The organism is Providencia sp. PROV024 (assembly GCF_032709665.1).
GTDB lineage: Bacteria > Pseudomonadota > Gammaproteobacteria > Enterobacterales > Enterobacteriaceae > Providencia > Providencia huashanensis.
Genome location: NZ_CP120545.1, coordinates 2,109,660 through 2,127,029, shown reverse-complemented (window position 1 = coordinate 2,127,029; position 17,370 = coordinate 2,109,660). Strand labels below are relative to the sequence as shown.

Here is a 17,370-nt window from a genome sequence, read left to right as displayed (position 1 = left end):
AAATCAGGGTGAAAATAGTTTTATTAAATACGAAGCTAAATAAAAAAGCTTCGTGCCGTTAAGTACGAAGCTTTGGTAAATCAAAAGGCGATTATTACGACAATTTTTGCGATAAGCTATCCATCGTCTGAATAATTCTTTTATCTGAAATTGGATAAGGCGTCCCTAATTGCTGAGCAAACAGACTGATACGCAATTCCTCTATCATCCAGCGAACCTCTTGTACTTCAGGCATATCTTTTTGAATTGGTGTCAATTTTGCTAACCATTGCTGCCACATATTTTGAATGTGTTCGACTTTACTCATTTGAGCCCGGTCACGATTTGGGTCAATAGCCAACTTTTCAAGGCGACGCTCAATACCATTTAAATACCGCAACACGTCGGGCAAACGTTTCCAACCATGAGCAGTGACAAAGCCTTTAAATACCAGCCCCCCCATTTGTGCTTTTATATCAGAAAGTGCTAGAGCCATCGAAAAGTCTACTCGCCCTTTCAAACGTTTACTAATTGCAAATACTGCACTAAGAATTTGCTCAACTTGCTTTGCAATAGTGACAACGACATCGTTTAATTCAGCACGAGCAAACTCTTTAAGCTTCTCAAATTGCGCTTCATCCCACACAGCTCCACCAAAATTAGCAATTAATTGGTCTACCCCACAAGAGATACAGTCATCGATTAGGTCTAAAACTTTACCATAGGGATTAAAATACAACCCTAATTTCGATTTATTCGGTAGTTTTTCATGCAAATATTTAATGGGTGATGGAATATTTAGCAATAATAACCGGCGAATACCACACCACATTGCTTGCTGTTGCTCAAATTCTGTTTCAAATACACGAATTCCTACACTGTTTTTTTCATCAACTAAGGCCGGATAGGCTTTAACTGAATACCCTCCTCGCTTTTGCTCAAAACGTTGAGGTAATTCGCCAAAACTCCAAATATGTAAACCAGATTGTTCAATCCCATCGTCAACGACCTCAGAGAGTGTTTCTTGCACTTTTTCCTTCAGGCTATTTTTCAAAATATCGAGATCTTGGCCTTCCGCAATAGTTTTATTTTTGTCGCCAATAACACGGTAAGTCATTTTTAAATGTACAGGAAGTTGGTCAAGCTGCCACGCTTCACGTTCAACAGTCACTCCAGTCATCCGACGCAATTCTTTTTCTAGCTTGTCTAACACACTACCTTCAGGTTCTGGCACACGCTCAAGAAAGGCTGAAGCATAGTTTGGCGCAGGAACGAAGTTTCTTCTAATTGGTTTGGGTAATGACTTAATTAATGCAACAATCAATTCATGCCGTAAACCTGGCACTTGCCAGTCAAAACCCATATTCTGCACCTGATTTAAAATAGCGAGAGGAATATGTACTGTCACGCCATCTGCATCAGTGCCTGGTTCAAATTGATAGCTTAAGCGAAATTTAAGCTCCCCTTGATACCAATAATTGGGGTAATCAAGCGCCGAAACTTTACTGGCATCTTCTTTGATTAACATGCTTTTTTCAAAACTTAGCAAGTCTGCCTGCTGTTTTGACGCAGTTTTCCACCAGTTATCGAAGTGGCGTGAAGAAATCACATCATTCGGGATCCGCTGGTCATAAAAAGCAAATAAGGTTTCATCGTCAACTAATATGTCACGTCGACGTGATTTATGTTCTAAATCCTCAACTTCAGATAACAGTTTAAGGTTTTCTTTAAAAAATGCGTGACGCGTTACCCAGTCCCCTTCTACTAAGGCGTGCCGAATAAATAACTCACGACATAATAAAGGGTCAATGTTGCCATAATTCACTTTCCGCGCTGAAACAATCGGTAAACCATATAAGGTCACTTTCTCTGATGCCATTACCGCACCTTCAGATTTTGACCAATGGGGTTCACTATAGCTATACTTCGTCAAATGCTCTGCTAATGGTTCAATCCACTCAACATCAATAGAAGCCGCAATTCTCCCCCATAATTTTGATGTTTCAACTAACTCTGCAACCATTGCCCATTTAGGGGGCTTTTTGAATAAACCTGAGCCAGGAAAAATGGTGAACCGCGCATTCCTTGCTCCAGTATATTCTGGTTTATCAACATCCTTTTGCCCGATATGTGAAAGTAACCCAGCCAATAAAGAGATATGGATACTACGAAAATCAGCTGCTGAGCTATTAATCGCAAAACCTTGTTCTTTTACAACTTGCCTTAGTTGCGTATATAAGTCTTGCCATTCACGAATACGTAAATAATTTAAAAACTCTTGTTTGCACATTTTCCTAAATTGAGCGTTAGACAGCTGTGTTTGTTGCTCTTTCAGGTAATCCCAAAGGTTTAAAAAAGCCAAAAAGTCTGATTGTTTGTCATGGAAGCGACGATGTTTTTCATCAGAAGCTTGTTGCTTATCCAAAGGCCTTTCTCTTGGATCTTGGATTGAAAGCGCAGAAACTATGACCATCGTTTCCCTAATGGCACCATGTTTTCTCGCCTCAATAACCATACGAGCTAACCTCGGGTCAACAGGCAGTTGGGCTAATTGACGACCTGTATCTGTTAATTGGTAGCCCTTATCTGCCTGCCTATGAGGTTTAATTGCCCCGAGCTCCTCCAACAGTTTTACGCCATCTTGTATATTACGTTTATCAGGAGCCTCTACAAATGGGAATGCAGAAATATCACCAAGGCCTATAGAAGTCATTTGCAAAATAACTGAGGCTAAATTGGTCCGTAATATTTCCGGGTCAGTAAACTCCGCTCGTGAAAGAAAATCCTCTTCCGAATATAGGCGAATACAGATACCATCAGAAACACGCCCACAACGCCCTTTTCGTTGATTCGCAGAAGCTTGTGAAATGGCCTCGACAGGCAAACGTTGCACTTTTGTTCGATAACTATAACGACTGATCCGTGCATAACCTGTATCAATTACATATTTGATACCAGGTACTGTTAATGATGTTTCTGCTACGTTGGTCGCTAAAATAATTCGCCTTCCTCCATGAGGATGGAAAATACGATTTTGTTCTGTATTAGAGAGCCTTGCAAACAAAGGAAGAATTTCAGTGTGACGTAATGACAACTTTGATAAAGCATCAGCAGTATCACGTATTTCACGTTCACCACTCATGAATATCAGAATATCACCATTACCTTCTAGTGATAATTCGTTAACAGCATCAACAATCCCATCAATTTGGTCACGGTCACTGTCATTATCTCCGCCAACAATTGGGCGATAACGCACTTCTACAGGGTAAGTACGCCCAGATACCTCAACAATTGGCGCATGATTGAAGTGCTTCGAGAACCTTTCAGGATCAATAGTTGCTGAAGTAATAATAACTTTTAAATCAGGGCGTTTGGGTAATAATTGACGCAAATACCCTAAAATGAAGTCAATATTTAAGCTTCTCTCATGTGCTTCATCGATAATAATCGTATCGTATTGTAGGAGTAATTTGTCATTCTGCAGCTCTGCAAGGAGGATACCGTCCGTCATCAATTTAATTTGGGTGGTTTCACTCACTTGGTCACTAAAACGGACTTTATAACCCACATTAGTGCCCAATTCACACTCTAATTCTTGTGCTAAACGAGAAGCAACTGACCTAGCAGCAAGGCGACGCGGTTGGGTATGGCCAATATAGCCGAGTACACCTCGTCCAAGTTCAAGACAGATTTTTGGAATTTGGGTTGTTTTACCTGAGCCAGTTTCACCTGCAATAATAACCACTTGATGTTTTTTAATCGCATCAAAAATAACATCTTTTTTCTGGCTGACCGGTAAATTATCAGGGTAAACAATTTTAGGTGGATTTAACCTTTTGGCTAACACCTTCTGCTTAGCCGTTTCAATATCCGACTTAATGATATCAAGTACAGCTGAACGCGATTTTTCATCTTGAATTTTCGCGACTCCATGCACTCTTTTTTTCAGTAACCATTGGTCACGTAATGAAGTTTGTCCAATATCAGCGTTTAATGCTGTCAGTATGGATTTCACTTTTTAATCCTTATATTTTTAATTACAATTACGATAGTCATTAAACTTCGCCGTTTAGAAGTAGCATTTAGATTAGGTTTTGATTGTTGTTATTACATAAAAATACCATCATTTTTTTTGAAGTAAGCTATCTAATTTTCTTTCTATCAATCAGTTATGTATCACGTATGATTAGAGTAAAGTAATACAATAAATTTGAGGAACATATGAGTAAAATATTACTATTGAAATCAAGTATTCTTGCTGACTACTCACAAAGCAATAAAATGGCAGATTACTTTATTCAGCAATGGCAGGAAAAATACCCAGCAGACGCAGTTACTGTACGTGATTTAGTCAATCAGCCGGTCCCAGCAATTGACAGTGAAATTTTAGCAGCTTTTGGCCCTAGTGACACGAAAACAGAACAACAACAAGCACATTTAGACCTATCAAATGCATTAATTGAAGAAATCAAAGCTCATGATACGATTGTTATTGCAGCACCTATGTACAATTTTACGATTTCGTCTCATTTAAAACACTACTTTGACTTTATCGCACGTTCAGGCCATACCTTTAAATATACAGAACAAGGTTCCGTTGGTTTATTAAAAGATAAACGCGCTTATGTATTAACAAGCCGAGGCGGCATCTATAAAGATACACCTGCTGATACTATGGTGCCTTATTTAACATTATTTTTGAATTTTATTGGTATCAGCGATATTGAGTTTATTTTTGCTGAAGGGACTGCGTTAGGACCCGATTCAGTTTTACAAGCTCATCAACAAGCTCAAGAACATATAAATAACATCATAAATTAATAAGCACCTCATATACCTAAAGCTACCATTGTTATAATTTGCGCGCTTTCTTAGTGCGCTTTTTTAATTCTTTTGTAGCCATTGCCCATTAATTCCACGTACATACTCCCCTTCACTTGCTCGCTCAACTAATTTCTGCCCAGCAATTCTCGCTACTTCGCTAGTTTTTAGATTGTTTTTTTTAGCAATCTCACTATACTTTTTTTCACGTTCTTGATTAATTTGGTTTGCCAACTTTACAGCATCTGGATTATTTGTATTAACAGGGGCTAAGTATCCTGATAATGTTTCTCCTAACACCCCTCGATCTTTCGCTTCATCAATTGTTAATGCCATAGATTGAAAAACACTAAACAATGAGCATAAGGCTAACACTTTAATTATCTTACTCATTTTTCACTTACCTCGCCAAATAGATCACTGTTTTCCTTAAGTAACTCCTCAACCTGCCTATCCGCTTTTATTTGGATTTCATGCTCAATTTTCACATTCATATTAATGTTAATTGGCTTATCCGGGGTGGCAACCTCAACTCGCAAACAAGCTGATAATAAAAAGGTTATTACTACTACTGTACTCAGTTTCAATATATTCACATTCATCCCTACGCCTATTATAAATTTTTTTCTAACCACTCTTCTAAAGAGCTACCAAATCGCAAACTACGCCATAGTTGAAAGATATTTTCTTCATGATGATAATTTAAATGAACTTCACGCCTTTTCTTTTCTTGCGTGTTATAACCTTCAAGGATCGTTTTCATCGTTAACATCCCTAAATTAGTTATATTTACATCTGTTCTGCTACGCTGTATTTCTAAATACTGCAACCAACTCATTGCAGAACCTGCAGATATATTATCTTCACGAATAGAATCGACAAATTGGGTATCTAACCGTAAAGTCAGCGGCCCACTGTTTTCCATCCAACCATTTTTAACTATCCATTCCGGATTATTTAAATAAAATGGCAGCTCTCCATTAACTTTACCTGAGACTGCAAACTGTGACACTTTCAGTATGGTAAATAACTGGCTAAGTTCAATTTGTCGCAATTTAATCGTTGAAGCTTGTGTCTGTGGCCAGCGTAATAAATCCATTGAAATATTCCCTCCTAATGTCTTAAAACCGACATTAGTTAGCTTCAATGGCGCACTATCTGTTGGAGGATAACTTCCAGATAAATCAGCTTTAATATCCGTAAGTTCAAATAAATTATTTAGTTGTTTAATCCGTAATTCAACAGGTATTTTTCCACCCAAAGTCCATGTGCTTTGCTTTAACCGCCATGGTAATACAAAATTTAACCCCGATAGGTCTCCATCTTTCAGCCAAAGGCTAGTATTTTCAACTCTCCAGTGCCCACCAGCAATAAAGCCATCTTCAGGTGTAATAGAAAATGCAGCTTGAGAAAATAATTTACCCTGTTTTAATTCAATACCAAGATCTGCGGGTATTAATGTTTGAAATGCAGTCACTGATTGCTCAGGCCAACGGGCTTCACCTCTTAGCCTTTCCCCATCCCAACGACTAAAAATCACAATTGGCCCAACATCCTTAGTACTCAGGTCGCCTTTTAACTGAAAATCAGCAGGTGATTTACCATTAATATCTGCATTTACCGTGATTTTTGGTAAATAACTTTCTTTACCAAATTGCATTCGTTCACTCGTAAGTTGCAATGACCCCTTAAAGTTAGCTTTGTTGAGATCTCGTTGCCAAGATAAAGGTTTTGTTAATTGCAAACGCGGTGCACTCATCGACAGTAAACCATAGTGTATTTGGTTAAAACCTGTCGTTAAATTATTTAGTGTAATCAGTGTATCTTGCCAACTACCATTCCCTTTAATATCCCAATTAGCAGAGATTGAAGGCAATACAGCATTCCCCCAATAATTCCAAAACCATGTGCCGTTATCGAGGGTAAATTTATTGGCTTTACCATCTAAATGGATATCAAAATCCCCCCAATATTGCTCTTTAACCTTTAATATCGCTTGTAGAGGCCCGGAAATACCCTCTTCACTAAGGGAAGTGCCTGCAAGAGGTAAACGGATTTCTTTAATTAATACTGTTGGTGATGCTCTTCCATATGCTCTAAGTAATGACCCCGATAAAAATGAGATTTTTGCCGCGGTTAGTTCGCCTGATACTTGAGCTGGCAAGTTGATATCTAAAATCATATCTTCATATTTCACTCTGCCATTAAGCTGAAAATTGACCGCAGTATTTATTAAATCAATATGTGTTGGGGGCAGAGTTAATACTAAGTTTGCTTTTCCTTTTTTCCCTTGAGTCAATAGATTGATTCGCCCTGAAAAAACCATTTCACTCAATATATTATTCCAGTTATTAACCTGTAAGTTTATTCCCCCTTTTAAAGGAATATCAGCCTCATCCCACTGCCATTTACCGTCGGATATTTGAATAACTTCAGGGGTTAAAACCCAAGGAAGGTGGAGTATTTCTTGCTGTTTGTCTATATCAACGACACTTATTTTACCTTTATTATTTCCCCAACTAAATTTAGCAGTCAGGAATTTTTCAGGGTTTAATAATTTAAAATTAGCGTTTAACTCACCTTTCTCAGGTAATCGATTTGCCGTCAAAGGTAATTGGATTTCACCTGAAAGCTCTAACGTTTGTTTTTGTTCTGGGAGGTATGTAGAAAATTCTTGAATAACCAATTGATTATCCGCGGTAATTAAAGAGGTTAACTGTAAATTATCTCCTCTAAAATCCAATTTTAAAGGATCAGTATGGCTACTTCTGAGCCATAAGCTACCTTGGTAGTCCTCCCAAGGATGAACGTCTACATTTTTTATGACAAGCGAAAACTCGGGAATACTGCCTATCAGCTGCTCAACATTTATAGCATCATCTGTGCCATGACTACTTGATTTAATAGCACTAAAACATTCAGGAGCCACAGTGAGGTTATCAACAATAAAATGCAATGGGAATATTGAAACCCGAGTATTTTTTATCTCAACTAACTTGCATTTATCGACGTTTAGATTGATCTCGCTAAGTTGTAATTGCCCTTCTATAATACGCGGCGCTGAAAATGAAAGCTTCAACGGTTCAGGAAGATAGTGAGAAGCAACCACTGGAGCCCAACGAGAAATGGTAATCCATAATAATGCTAAGAGAGCAATACTTACCCCTGAAAAACAAAGTAATATCATAAATGCTCTTTTTAATAGCTGCATTAGCTTCGTCCTTGTCTGATTTGATCTACACTGCAAGTAATGAAGTTCATTCGACTGTCACATTAACTCATTGTCTAGCAAGCATAAACTATATCTGATTGTAAACAGATACCTATTTTCTTAATTTATAGGTGATTTACAAACTTAATTGCCTTATTCTGAGTTTATATTTTGTAGGTACACATTTTTACCTACTGTTATTTTATTGGTTCCTAAAAACTGGAGTCTCTCTGATGAAAATTGTTTCTTATAGTACCAAACTGTATGACCGTAAGCACATGGAACAAGTTAATCAAAGTTCTGGGTTTAATTTTAATATTGAGTATTTTGATTTTCCATTAACGGTTCAGACTGCAAAAAATGCGGTAGGTGCTGATGCCATTTGTATTTTTGTTAATGATGAAGCCAACCGTGCTGTTTTAGAAGAATTAGCTGCATTAAACATTCGAATTTTAGCTTTACGCTGCGCGGGTTTTAATAATGTCGATTTACAAGCGGCTAAAGAATTAGGGATTCAGGTGGTACGTGTGCCTGCTTATTCCCCAGAAGCCGTTGCTGAACATACTGTTGGCATGATGCTATGCCTAAATCGCAGGATCCACCGAGCATACCAACGGACTCGAGATGCTAACTTCTCTCTTGAAGGTTTAACCGGTTTTAACATGCACAACCGCACTGCTGGCATTATTGGAACAGGTAAAATTGGCCAAGCCACTCTACGTATTTTAAAAGGTTTTGGGATGCGACTCCTAGCCCATGACCCATATCCAAACCAAGCAGTTTTAGATCTTGGGGCTGAATATGTGGATTTAGATACCTTATATAAGCAATCAGACGTTATTTCTCTACATTGCCCATTAACCGCAGAGAATCATCACCTACTTGATGAAAGTGCGTTTAATAAAATGAAAAAAGGGGTCATGATCATTAACACCAGCCGCGGTGCACTCATAGACTCTGTTGCAGCAATCAATGCGTTAAAATCACAAAAAATTGGTTCGTTAGGTATGGATGTATATGAAAACGAACGTGATTTATTTTTTGAAGATAAGTCTAACGATGTTATACAAGATGATGTTTTCCGTCGTCTTTCATCTTGCCATAATGTGTTATTCACGGGGCATCAGGCATTTTTAACTGAAGAAGCGTTGATAAGCATTAGCCAAACAACGCTTAATAATATTCGCCAAATTAATAGTGGTGAAACTTGCCCTAATATTGTTAATGCTTAGTTGGATAATGGAACAATGAAACACCTAATTCCACTTACAATTTTAAGTGTACTATTAGCCGCTTGCCAAACACATCAAGTGAATGCCAGAAATGACGACCAAGAACTTAGAAACAAATTAATGCACCATCGTTTTATTCTGACCGAAGTTGACGGCAAAACGATTCAAAATAAACAAACAACGCCATCTATTTCTTTTGGTGAAAAAATGTTTATTTCCGCATCAATGTGCAATGATTTCAACGGGTTCGGTAATATTAACAATGCTAAAATTACCGTTAAAGATCTAAATAAAACAGAACTTGAATGTGTCGATGAAGATTTATCAAAATGGGACCCATTAATAAAACGAATGTTAACTGATGGTGCAACTGTTACGTTGAAAAATAATCAACTTGTCTTGATTCAAGGGCATTACAAACTCGTGTATACCTTACGTGATTATATGAATTAACAGGCAAGATTATCTACTCACGGTTTGCATTCTATTGACTAAAATGCCTCCTGTTGGGAGGCATTTTTCATTTAACACAAAAATTATTTGGCTTGGTCAAACAGTAAATTAATCTTCGCCGCTTCTGCAATACGGGCCATATAATGGCTAATATTTGTACTGAATGACAATTCGTCGACAATACTCAAACTACGTAGAATTGGGAAAATAATAAAATCATTAATATCAATAACTTCCCCACGTGTTTCTAACCACGCATCTAATAATGACATTTGAGGTTCTAACTCTATTAATAAAGTGTGAGTTTCTTTCTTCAGTTCTCCTAAATCACCATGCGATTTGGTAGAGCGTTCAATATAAGCCTCCCTTGCTTTAGTTGTACTGATTTCAGGAAAATCAGTTTCAGTGAAGCGAGGTGTCACAAGTTTATAAACGACTGAAGATACGGCCTTAGACCAAGTTTCTATTTCAGGAAAAATCGTTCCATTAGCATATTTAGGCTCATTAAGGCTATCAATATAATGGACAATATCTAAGCTTTCCGGTAAATAACTGCCATCCTCTTTTTGCAAGATAGGTAACATTTTTTTACCTATCATACTGATAGGTGTTTCTTTATCATCATCCAGTAAAACAACCTGCTCTACCGCTAACTTCTTCAAACCAAAAATCATTCTGGCTCTGACACAAAATGGGCAATGGTCATAAACATATAGTTTCATTTTTAACCTCATTGTTCAGGGAGTAAAAAAACCCAATACATATTTACAGTATACTTTAGTGATTTTGTTTATGTGTGAATGATTTGTAAAATTTCACTTACCTTTAGTGTTAATAAAGTGCACAAAATCCCAATAATGAAGTAATAATCATGACAAAATAACCACATTACAGAAATGCCAGAGAGACTTATGACTTTAGACTCTATTGCTATCATTCTTTTTAATGAATTTGAAACCCTTGATGTCATGGGGCCTGTAGAGGTATTTGGCCGCTTAGATAATTGCAAAATTAACTTTATTTCCCCATCTGGCTTACCTATGACTAGCTCACAAGGTGTCACACTTGAAACTATACGAGTAGATAAGCCTCGCTATAAACATATTTTAATCCCAGGGGGACAAGGCACTCGGCCTTTATCGCAAGACGATAGGTACATCCAATGGTTAATGAAACAATTTGAGTTTGCTGATACTGTGATTTCAGTTTGTACAGGATCTGCACTCATTGCAAAAACCCCTCTTTTAAATGGGCTTCGCGCAACCACCAATAAACTAGCCTATGACTGGGTTACATCGCTAAATAAAAAAATTTTATGGCAACCTAGTGCAAGATGGGTGCATGACGGAAAATTTTATACCTCTTCAGGTATTAGTGCCGGTATTGATATGTCGTTGCAAATTGTTAATGATTTCTATGGGTTAAATATAGCAACTGATATCGCTATTAAAATGGAGTATATATGGAACCAAAACCCAAAACATGACCCATTTGAAAAAGTCATCATATAAGATTATTTAAGCATTTATTTAAATTAATAAATACTCACATTTTATTAATATTATTAACCTATTAAAGCGTGTGTTTTATAGTTAACTTATATTTAGAGTTAATATATTAAGCATAAAATTAACAATATAACACCACATTCTTAACTTTTTCATTTGAATTTTATAGTTTGCTATTAAAGATATCGTAATTGGTTGTATTTATAGAGTTACCTATAGTACTTTCAATATAAAACATGCCCAGATTGAAAGTATTAAGCTAAATTTTCTATCTTTCACTTGCGCTAACAACCTTACTTTCAAGCAATAAAATAAAATTAATTATTTTTACTTATTAAGTGATACAATCCCCCTACTAAAAATAATGTTATTTTTTATTAATCATTAGTTGTAAATGGAGATTTTTATCATAATTATCATCATTAGAACTTTTAAAGTACTTTAGTTTTTAATATACTATATAATGTAAATCTTATTAAAAATATTAAATATAACCCTTCATATAAATTGAGGATGTCATATGGACATTCATACTCTAATAGGTATCAAGATAAAAAACCGGAGAAAAGAACTAGGTCTATCTGGAGCCAATTTAGCTAATAAACTAAATTTAAGCCAACAACAAATATCACGTTATGAAAATGGTATTAATAAAATACCAATTAATCATTTGGTTGATATCGCAGAAGCGCTAAATTGCCCTATTGAATGGTTTTTTCAAGGTTATGTAAGTAGTTCAAAATCAAACGAAAACGGACTATCCAATGAACTTAATCAAGAGTTAAGATACACCGCTGAAAGTGTTATCGCCCCTTCTAAAGATCAATATTAATACAATCAAAACATTAAGTTCATACAAATAAAGTACAAATAACATAAGCATTTTTATGCCATGTTATTTGTACTTTTATTTTCCTAAGATTATTAAAATAAAATGGCTAATCTTCTACATAAAGATTAGCCATTTATTTAAAGTTGATTTTATCAACTTACAGAACATCACCAAAAATTTAGTTTAATTATAATCACACTAAATCAAAATTTATGTATAAAACTTTAATCATAGGTAATATTAAAAACCATTTTAGAATTTACTTCTCCAGCAGAAATTGTACGGCCATATTGGTAATAACGAGCTTTATAATTTAAATCAAGATATTTTGTTTGCCGGTCAACTAAACGTCCAACTTTGTATTTTTCATTAAACATAAGTGGTTTATTAGCTTTACGTTCTAAAACTTGTATACCAACCCCTGTAGCTCCGCTACTGGATTTATTCTGATTAACCAAAACACCTTGCCGGTTATTCATATTTGTTGGAATATCGCCGCTGAAAGTCATATTAACATTTGCAAAACCAGAAATACTAACACCACCACTGCATATTAATCGAATATCAAAATCTTTTTCGCCTGCCGTCGTCCCTGTACCATTCAGCTGTGAGCGCTTAATAGGATCAAGATACACATTTTTTTCAGTTCCCCCTTCAACTTGGCAAGAAGGTGAAACTATTGTGATAGCTTCAGCATCTAACTTAGTAATTAAAAACGGGTCGTTGTTTGGAGTATATCCATAAGACGTATAAAGACCACTTGCTATAGTTCCAGAACCGGTAACCGGAGCTGTTTTCACCAGAGTTAAAATAAATTTTGAACCCGCAAGATAATAGTTACTTGATCTAGGTGCATAAAATGTATCTGGGTACGTCATTCTCACCGCACCTTCACGGTGAAATTTCATACCAATTCCTGGCACATTTGTCTGGTAAATTTTGTTCCCTACTGGAACTAAACTTGGCATAGTCACGGAGGCTGTTATCGGTGTATTCCTCGTACAATACGCATAAATAGCACTTGAGTTTTCCCGCATATCCCATGTTTGCTCCGCAATGGTATCGCCAACATTTAAGTTAGGGTCTACCACGACTCTCCCCATCTGCATATTTAATTCATATGTCCGGGTTGAAGTTCTATTACAATACGCAGAAGCATAACTCGCGGTAAGAAACACACCAACTCCGATATACAAGCAAATTTGTTTCGTTATTGACATAAACTTTCCTTACTATTGCCAGCTTCTAAAGAAAATGAACACTGCCCGTTTTCCCATTTTATAATTGCCACTTTTGCAGTTTCGCTACTAATAAATACTGTACCACCTTGACCAACGATACCTATGGACTCACCATCTATATCAGTAACATTCGCCCCAAATGGCAATGGCTTATTTCCAGGTCTTACAACATTAAATGCGATATTCTTTTCGACTTTAGTACCAAATTTAACCTTAACGATACTCCCTTCATAAGGAACAACTTGCGTTGCTGTATTTTCAAAAACAATATCTTCAGGACTTCCTTTTGGATCAATTTCTACATTATTAATGCGATAAGCTCTGACATAAGGAGCAATAGCATAACCATTTCCGTCAATCCGTGTTCCCGGTGCTCCCATGATTGATGCACCTTCCGCACCTTTCGCTTCAATTAAAGCCAACGTTGTTGAAGTATTTGGTGTGAATGTGATGCCTTCAGAGTGCACAATCATTGAACCATTTGCACCAAGCCCAAACTGACGATACCCCTGACCTTGGCTATAGTTCGCATTCGTATTAACAAACGGTGCACGATAACCCGTATTCAAACCAATATTTTTCTGTCCACCATTTGCAACTGAAGTATTTACGCCATAAGTCCAATTATTATCTCTATCAAATGCACCACTCGCACCGATTTGGCTGGAACCAAATTTTTCATTATTGAATGTCGTATTTGAAGTTAATGTTGCGCTCTGACTCTCACCGAAATACAGTGGGTAGCTAAAGTTTAAGTTGATTCGGTCATCTTTTTTATTATTGGTATTTTCCGCATAAACTCTCATAAATGCGACGCCATAAGAAAGACGATTAAAATTATTGTTATAACTCAGTTGGTATTGCTTTTCTGTCCCTGACTTATCCCAGTAATTAGAAATACGGCCCGTAAAATAAACCCCACCATAACCATCAGGAAGGTTTTGATTTACTGTATAACTAAAGCCATTTTTCTCGCGTCCTAATGTATTCTCTACGCCACGCTTATCGTTATCTATCGCATATAATGCATTACTGACGTTATAGTAATCTTTCGTTGAATACCGATAAGCAGCTAATACCAAGTTAGTATCCGTTTGAGTAAACAAACGACTAAATGTTAGACGGTAACTTTGCCCATTTTCTGTTCTATATTTGAATGCGGTTCTAGACTGAGTTAAATCCACAGCAACTGCACCAAACCCAGTGTTAACACCAGTACCAACTAAGTAAGCTTGATAGTCATCAAATGCAGTGACACCACCATAAAGCGTAAATGTATTATTTAAACCATGTTGAATAGTACCCTGCATAATAAATGGACGATTTCTCAATCCATCAGCATCAGCCTTACCACCAGCAACTTGATAACGTGTAAAACCAGGACGTAATAACTGCGCTAATGATGAGTATGGCACGCTAAAACTACTTTCACTTCCATCAGCTTCTTTTACTGTTACAACTAAGTCATTCCCGTAGCCTGATGGATAAACATCCGTTAAGCTAAAAGGCCCAGGTGAAACCGTTGTTTGATAAATAATAGAATTATTTTGCGTTACTGTTACTAAGGCATTACTTTGTGCTATTCCTCTGATTTCAGGCGCGTATGTTGCCATTCCATCAGGATACATATTGTCATCTGTTGCTAGTTTTGCACCACGTAAACTAATACTGTCAAAGAGGTCACCATCGGTATAAAACTGCCCTGCTGTCGCTTTTGCTTTTAGTTCAGTGATTGGTTTTTGCAGATATGTTTGATTGCTATTCCAATTCGTTCCACCATGACGCTGCCAATTAAGGTTTCCAATATGTTTGAGTAGCCACCCATCAAAACTTAAACCAGCATTCAGCCCTAAATAAGCGCTAGCGTTATTCGTTCCCTTTGAGCCACTGGTATGGTTATCATAATAGTTAGCCATATAACCGATATTTAGTGCAGGAATACCCGTTTCCCAAAATTGAGGAGAAACATAACCACGGGAAGTTCTCTGTTCATATATTTGTGGAACAGAAATATCCAAACGCAATGTAGAAGAATGAAATGTATCTACAACGTCTTTTTGATCATTCCAATCCATTAAAGGTAAACAAGTATTCCTATCTTTACTAACCGTAGGATTTAGCTTTTCAATATTAATACCAAAGTCAGAAAGCATTTCTGGTGTATAACACACCCCTAGTTGACCGTTTTTTTGTTCTTCAAAATTAAGATCGTAGCGCCCCTTCCAATTGTTATTCGTATATACGTCAACTGAATATTTACCGGGGCTGATCCCTGAAGAATTGAAACGCGTTAAATCAACATCTTCCTTACTACCTATAATAAAACCACTATTAAATTCATAGGTTGTATCTTCTTCACCCCAAGCATTAAATGTAGGCACCATGCATGCAGTGACAAAGCAAGTCACAGAGAGCGTATTGCTATATTTATTTATTAACTCTCGCTGTTTCATTATATATTCCTATTTAACGGTGGTTTTCACCGCAATATCTGACCCATAATCATTAATATTATTAATTACGATATGACTTCCTGACCTTACGGCTTGTTTTAATTCAACTGTCGTTTGACTTTTTGGTTCTAATAAAATTGTTTTTTCATTTAACCCGGATTTACCATCTGTTGAAATTTTTGTAATGGTAATATAGTAAGGTGTCGGGTTATCTATAATAATGCTCTTGCCATTTGCTTTTATAACAAGTTGCTCTGGCGCTAATTCACGGCTACTCAGCCCTGCTGGCCGATAAAAGAATTTAAATCTAGAACGGATCGCTAGTTGCAATACATTCTGACTATCCCCTTCTTTAGCTTTAGCCATAGGGGGAATATCCAAAATATTCAACCACCATAAGCTTTCGCGATCTTGAGGAATACTTCCTTTATCCATTAATTTGATTCGTAACGTTTGCCCACCTTTAGCTTCTACACGCGAAATTGGTGGTGTAATCTGAAATGGGGTTTTTATCGTATCTGGTGTTTCTGACGCATCTCCTGTATCAAGCCACGCTTGTGCAATTGCAGGACGATCGGCAGTATTATTTAATTGCACGGTAATTTCTTTTTCATTTCCAGGATAAATAAACCGTGTACCATTAACGATAATATTATTAGCAAATGAATGCATACTGAAAATGAAGCAGAAGATAAATACTATTGCTTTCATTTGAACCTCAAAATAAAAGCGGCAGTATACCTACCGCTTATCAAAGTAATGCTGATTAAATTAATATTTAAACAATGCTTATGTAATTAAAACTAATAAGGAATTAACTTATTACATTCTTATTGGTAAGTGATTTCATAAGTTGCATAACTTTTAACTTCACCTGTTGTGACATCTTTAGGTGTAGAAGTTGCGTAACCAACGTAGTATTGGAAACGAGCTCCATTCTCAACTTTAGTTAAGTCACCTTTAACTTTTTTCTGAGATGGGTTACCAGGAATGATTTTACCTGATAAGTCAGAGCTATCATCAGTTGAAAGTGCTAATTGAATATTTTTAGCACCTGTAGTTTCAGTATTTGCTAAGTAACCTTCTGAGTTACCTGATGCACCTTGCAGTAAGTTACCACCAGTCCAGTTAACGTTTAATAACGTTTTATCGATCGCGGAATCATTAGCTGCATCTTTAACATCTGCTGCAACACAGTTAGTTACGTCAATAACAAAAGATTTTGGTTTTAACAATGCATCTGCACCACCATCACGAACTTCTGTTAATGAAACTGGCGCTAAGTAAACGCTAGCATCACTACCTTGTCCATCCACAGAAACAGTACAAGAAACATCGGTCACTTTACCGTGAAAGTTAACTTGGCCGCCACCAACGTTGGTGCTTGCAGCGTTAGCTGTTGATAAGCCAATAATAGTTGTTGCAACTGCAGTCAGTAGTACTTTCTTCATTTTCATTTCCTAATATGAGGGTATTTATTTTTTACATTAAAAAGAACTGATTAAGTTTTTTGTTTTATTGTTAGGCAAAAAATAAATGCAAGAGTCTAGTCATACATAGAGTATGACTGGTAGTTTATGCTTCACTTTGAACCATTCGTATTAATGCAAATAAATGTATTTCTTAATTAGTCCTAT

14 protein-coding genes are annotated in these 17,370 nt (G+C 36.6%); 5 read left to right on the top strand and 9 right to left on the bottom strand.

Translation table 11 applies throughout. From position 1 onward, the window contains the following. Positions 1-94 precede the first annotated feature (94 nt). Complete coding sequence (gene hrpA / locus P3L56_RS09830) at positions 95-3,997, bottom strand: ATP-dependent RNA helicase HrpA (protein WP_048607147.1); 3,903 nt, start codon at positions 3,995-3,997, stop codon at positions 95-97. Between the two features lie 206 nt (positions 3,998-4,203). Between hrpA and P3L56_RS09825 the strand changes: the two genes are divergently transcribed. Beyond that, positions 4,204-4,803: an FMN-dependent NADH-azoreductase gene (locus P3L56_RS09825; protein ID WP_042843850.1), complete on the top strand. Its 600-nt coding sequence runs from the start codon at positions 4,204-4,206 to the stop codon at positions 4,801-4,803. Between the two features lie 63 nt (positions 4,804-4,866). Here the strand turns inward: P3L56_RS09825 and P3L56_RS09820 are convergent, their stop codons facing one another. The 3 genes from P3L56_RS09820 to P3L56_RS09810 are packed head-to-tail and all read right to left on the bottom strand — an operon-like array spanning position 4,867 to position 8,014. Continuing rightward, entirely contained in the window at positions 4,867-5,196 is a 330-nt protein-coding gene (locus P3L56_RS09820) for a YdbL family protein (protein ID WP_042843851.1), read from the bottom strand. Continuing rightward, positions 5,193-5,405 (bottom strand): YnbE family lipoprotein, encoded by a 213-nt coding sequence (locus P3L56_RS09815; protein WP_042843852.1) that lies wholly within the window; start codon positions 5,403-5,405, stop codon positions 5,193-5,195. Before P3L56_RS09815 ends, P3L56_RS09820 begins: the two co-directional genes overlap by 4 nt. Positions 5,406-5,416: 11 nt before the next feature. Next, the gene (locus tag P3L56_RS09810; RefSeq protein WP_272686003.1) at positions 5,417-8,014 is read right to left on the bottom strand and encodes a YdbH family protein; all 2,598 of its coding nucleotides are present in this window, start codon (positions 8,012-8,014) and stop codon (positions 5,417-5,419) included. Positions 8,015-8,247: 233 nt separating this feature from the next. Between P3L56_RS09810 and P3L56_RS09805 the strand changes: the two genes are divergently transcribed. Further along, positions 8,248-9,246 carry a 2-hydroxyacid dehydrogenase gene (locus P3L56_RS09805; protein WP_042843854.1) on the top strand — a complete coding sequence of 333 codons (999 nt, stop codon included), beginning with the start codon at positions 8,248-8,250 and terminating at the stop codon, positions 9,244-9,246. A 15-nt stretch (positions 9,247-9,261) separates the two neighbouring features. Beyond that, on the top strand, positions 9,262-9,699 hold the full coding sequence (locus P3L56_RS09800; protein ID WP_042843855.1) for an META domain-containing protein: 438 nt from the start codon (positions 9,262-9,264) through the stop codon (positions 9,697-9,699). 83 nt (positions 9,700-9,782) lie between these two features. Here P3L56_RS09800 and grxB read toward each other — a convergent pair whose 3' ends face one another. Continuing rightward, complete coding sequence (gene grxB / locus P3L56_RS09795) at positions 9,783-10,421, bottom strand: glutaredoxin 2 (protein ID WP_210831716.1); 639 nt, start codon at positions 10,419-10,421, stop codon at positions 9,783-9,785. Between the two features lie 189 nt (positions 10,422-10,610). Between grxB and P3L56_RS09790 the strand changes: the two genes are divergently transcribed. Continuing rightward, a complete protein-coding gene (locus P3L56_RS09790; RefSeq protein WP_129465883.1) occupies positions 10,611-11,210 on the top strand; it encodes a DJ-1/PfpI family protein in 600 nt (199 codons plus the stop codon). 517 nt (positions 11,211-11,727) lie between these two features. After that, positions 11,728-12,039, top strand: a complete 312-nt coding sequence (locus tag P3L56_RS09785) for a helix-turn-helix domain-containing protein (protein ID WP_042843858.1) — start codon at positions 11,728-11,730, stop codon at positions 12,037-12,039. A gap of 224 nt (positions 12,040-12,263) precedes the next feature. On the opposite strand, the gene P3L56_RS09780 is transcribed toward P3L56_RS09785, so the two are convergent. From P3L56_RS09780 to P3L56_RS09765, 4 genes are all read right to left on the bottom strand, one after another. Then, positions 12,264-13,259, bottom strand: a complete 996-nt coding sequence (locus P3L56_RS09780) for a fimbrial protein (protein WP_166684906.1) — start codon at positions 13,257-13,259, stop codon at positions 12,264-12,266. Beyond that, positions 13,250-15,733, bottom strand: a complete 2,484-nt coding sequence (locus tag P3L56_RS09775; RefSeq protein ID WP_210856231.1) for a fimbria/pilus outer membrane usher protein — start codon at positions 15,731-15,733, stop codon at positions 13,250-13,252. The genes P3L56_RS09780 and P3L56_RS09775 overlap by 10 nt, the downstream gene beginning before the upstream one ends. A gap of 9 nt (positions 15,734-15,742) precedes the next feature. After that, a complete protein-coding gene (locus P3L56_RS09770; protein ID WP_129465880.1) occupies positions 15,743-16,444 on the bottom strand; it encodes a molecular chaperone in 702 nt (233 codons plus the stop codon). A gap of 119 nt (positions 16,445-16,563) precedes the next feature. Beyond that, positions 16,564-17,184, bottom strand: coding sequence for a fimbrial protein (locus tag P3L56_RS09765; protein ID WP_129465879.1), 621 nt, complete (start codon positions 17,182-17,184; stop codon positions 16,564-16,566). Positions 17,185-17,370 lie beyond the last annotated feature (186 nt).

Excerpts from the sequence above, each read along its gene's own strand:
- grxB (WP_210831716.1), bottom strand. The coding sequence starts at position 10,421 with ATGAAACTATATGTTTATGACCATTGCCCATTTTGTGTCAGAGCCAGA.
- P3L56_RS09820 (WP_042843851.1), bottom strand. The coding sequence starts at position 5,196 with ATGAGTAAGATAATTAAAGTGTTAGCCTTATGCTCATTGTTTAGTGTT.
- P3L56_RS09825 (WP_042843850.1), top strand. The coding sequence starts at position 4,204 with ATGAGTAAAATATTACTATTGAAATCAAGTATTCTTGCTGACTACTCA.
- P3L56_RS09815 (WP_042843852.1), bottom strand. The coding sequence starts at position 5,405 with ATGAATGTGAATATATTGAAACTGAGTACAGTAGTAGTAATAACCTTT.
- P3L56_RS09790 (WP_129465883.1), top strand. The coding sequence starts at position 10,611 with ATGACTTTAGACTCTATTGCTATCATTCTTTTTAATGAATTTGAAACC.
- P3L56_RS09810 (WP_272686003.1), bottom strand. The coding sequence starts at position 8,014 with ATGCAGCTATTAAAAAGAGCATTTATGATATTACTTTGTTTTTCAGGG.
- P3L56_RS09775 (WP_210856231.1), bottom strand. The coding sequence starts at position 15,733 with ATGAAACAGCGAGAGTTAATAAATAAATATAGCAATACGCTCTCTGTG.
- P3L56_RS09800 (WP_042843855.1), top strand. The coding sequence starts at position 9,262 with ATGAAACACCTAATTCCACTTACAATTTTAAGTGTACTATTAGCCGCT.
- P3L56_RS09785 (WP_042843858.1), top strand. The coding sequence starts at position 11,728 with ATGGACATTCATACTCTAATAGGTATCAAGATAAAAAACCGGAGAAAA.
- P3L56_RS09780 (WP_166684906.1), bottom strand. The coding sequence starts at position 13,259 with ATGTCAATAACGAAACAAATTTGCTTGTATATCGGAGTTGGTGTGTTT.
- P3L56_RS09770 (WP_129465880.1), bottom strand. The coding sequence starts at position 16,444 with ATGAAAGCAATAGTATTTATCTTCTGCTTCATTTTCAGTATGCATTCA.
- P3L56_RS09765 (WP_129465879.1), bottom strand. The coding sequence starts at position 17,184 with ATGAAGAAAGTACTACTGACTGCAGTTGCAACAACTATTATTGGCTTA.
- P3L56_RS09805 (WP_042843854.1), top strand. The coding sequence starts at position 8,248 with ATGAAAATTGTTTCTTATAGTACCAAACTGTATGACCGTAAGCACATG.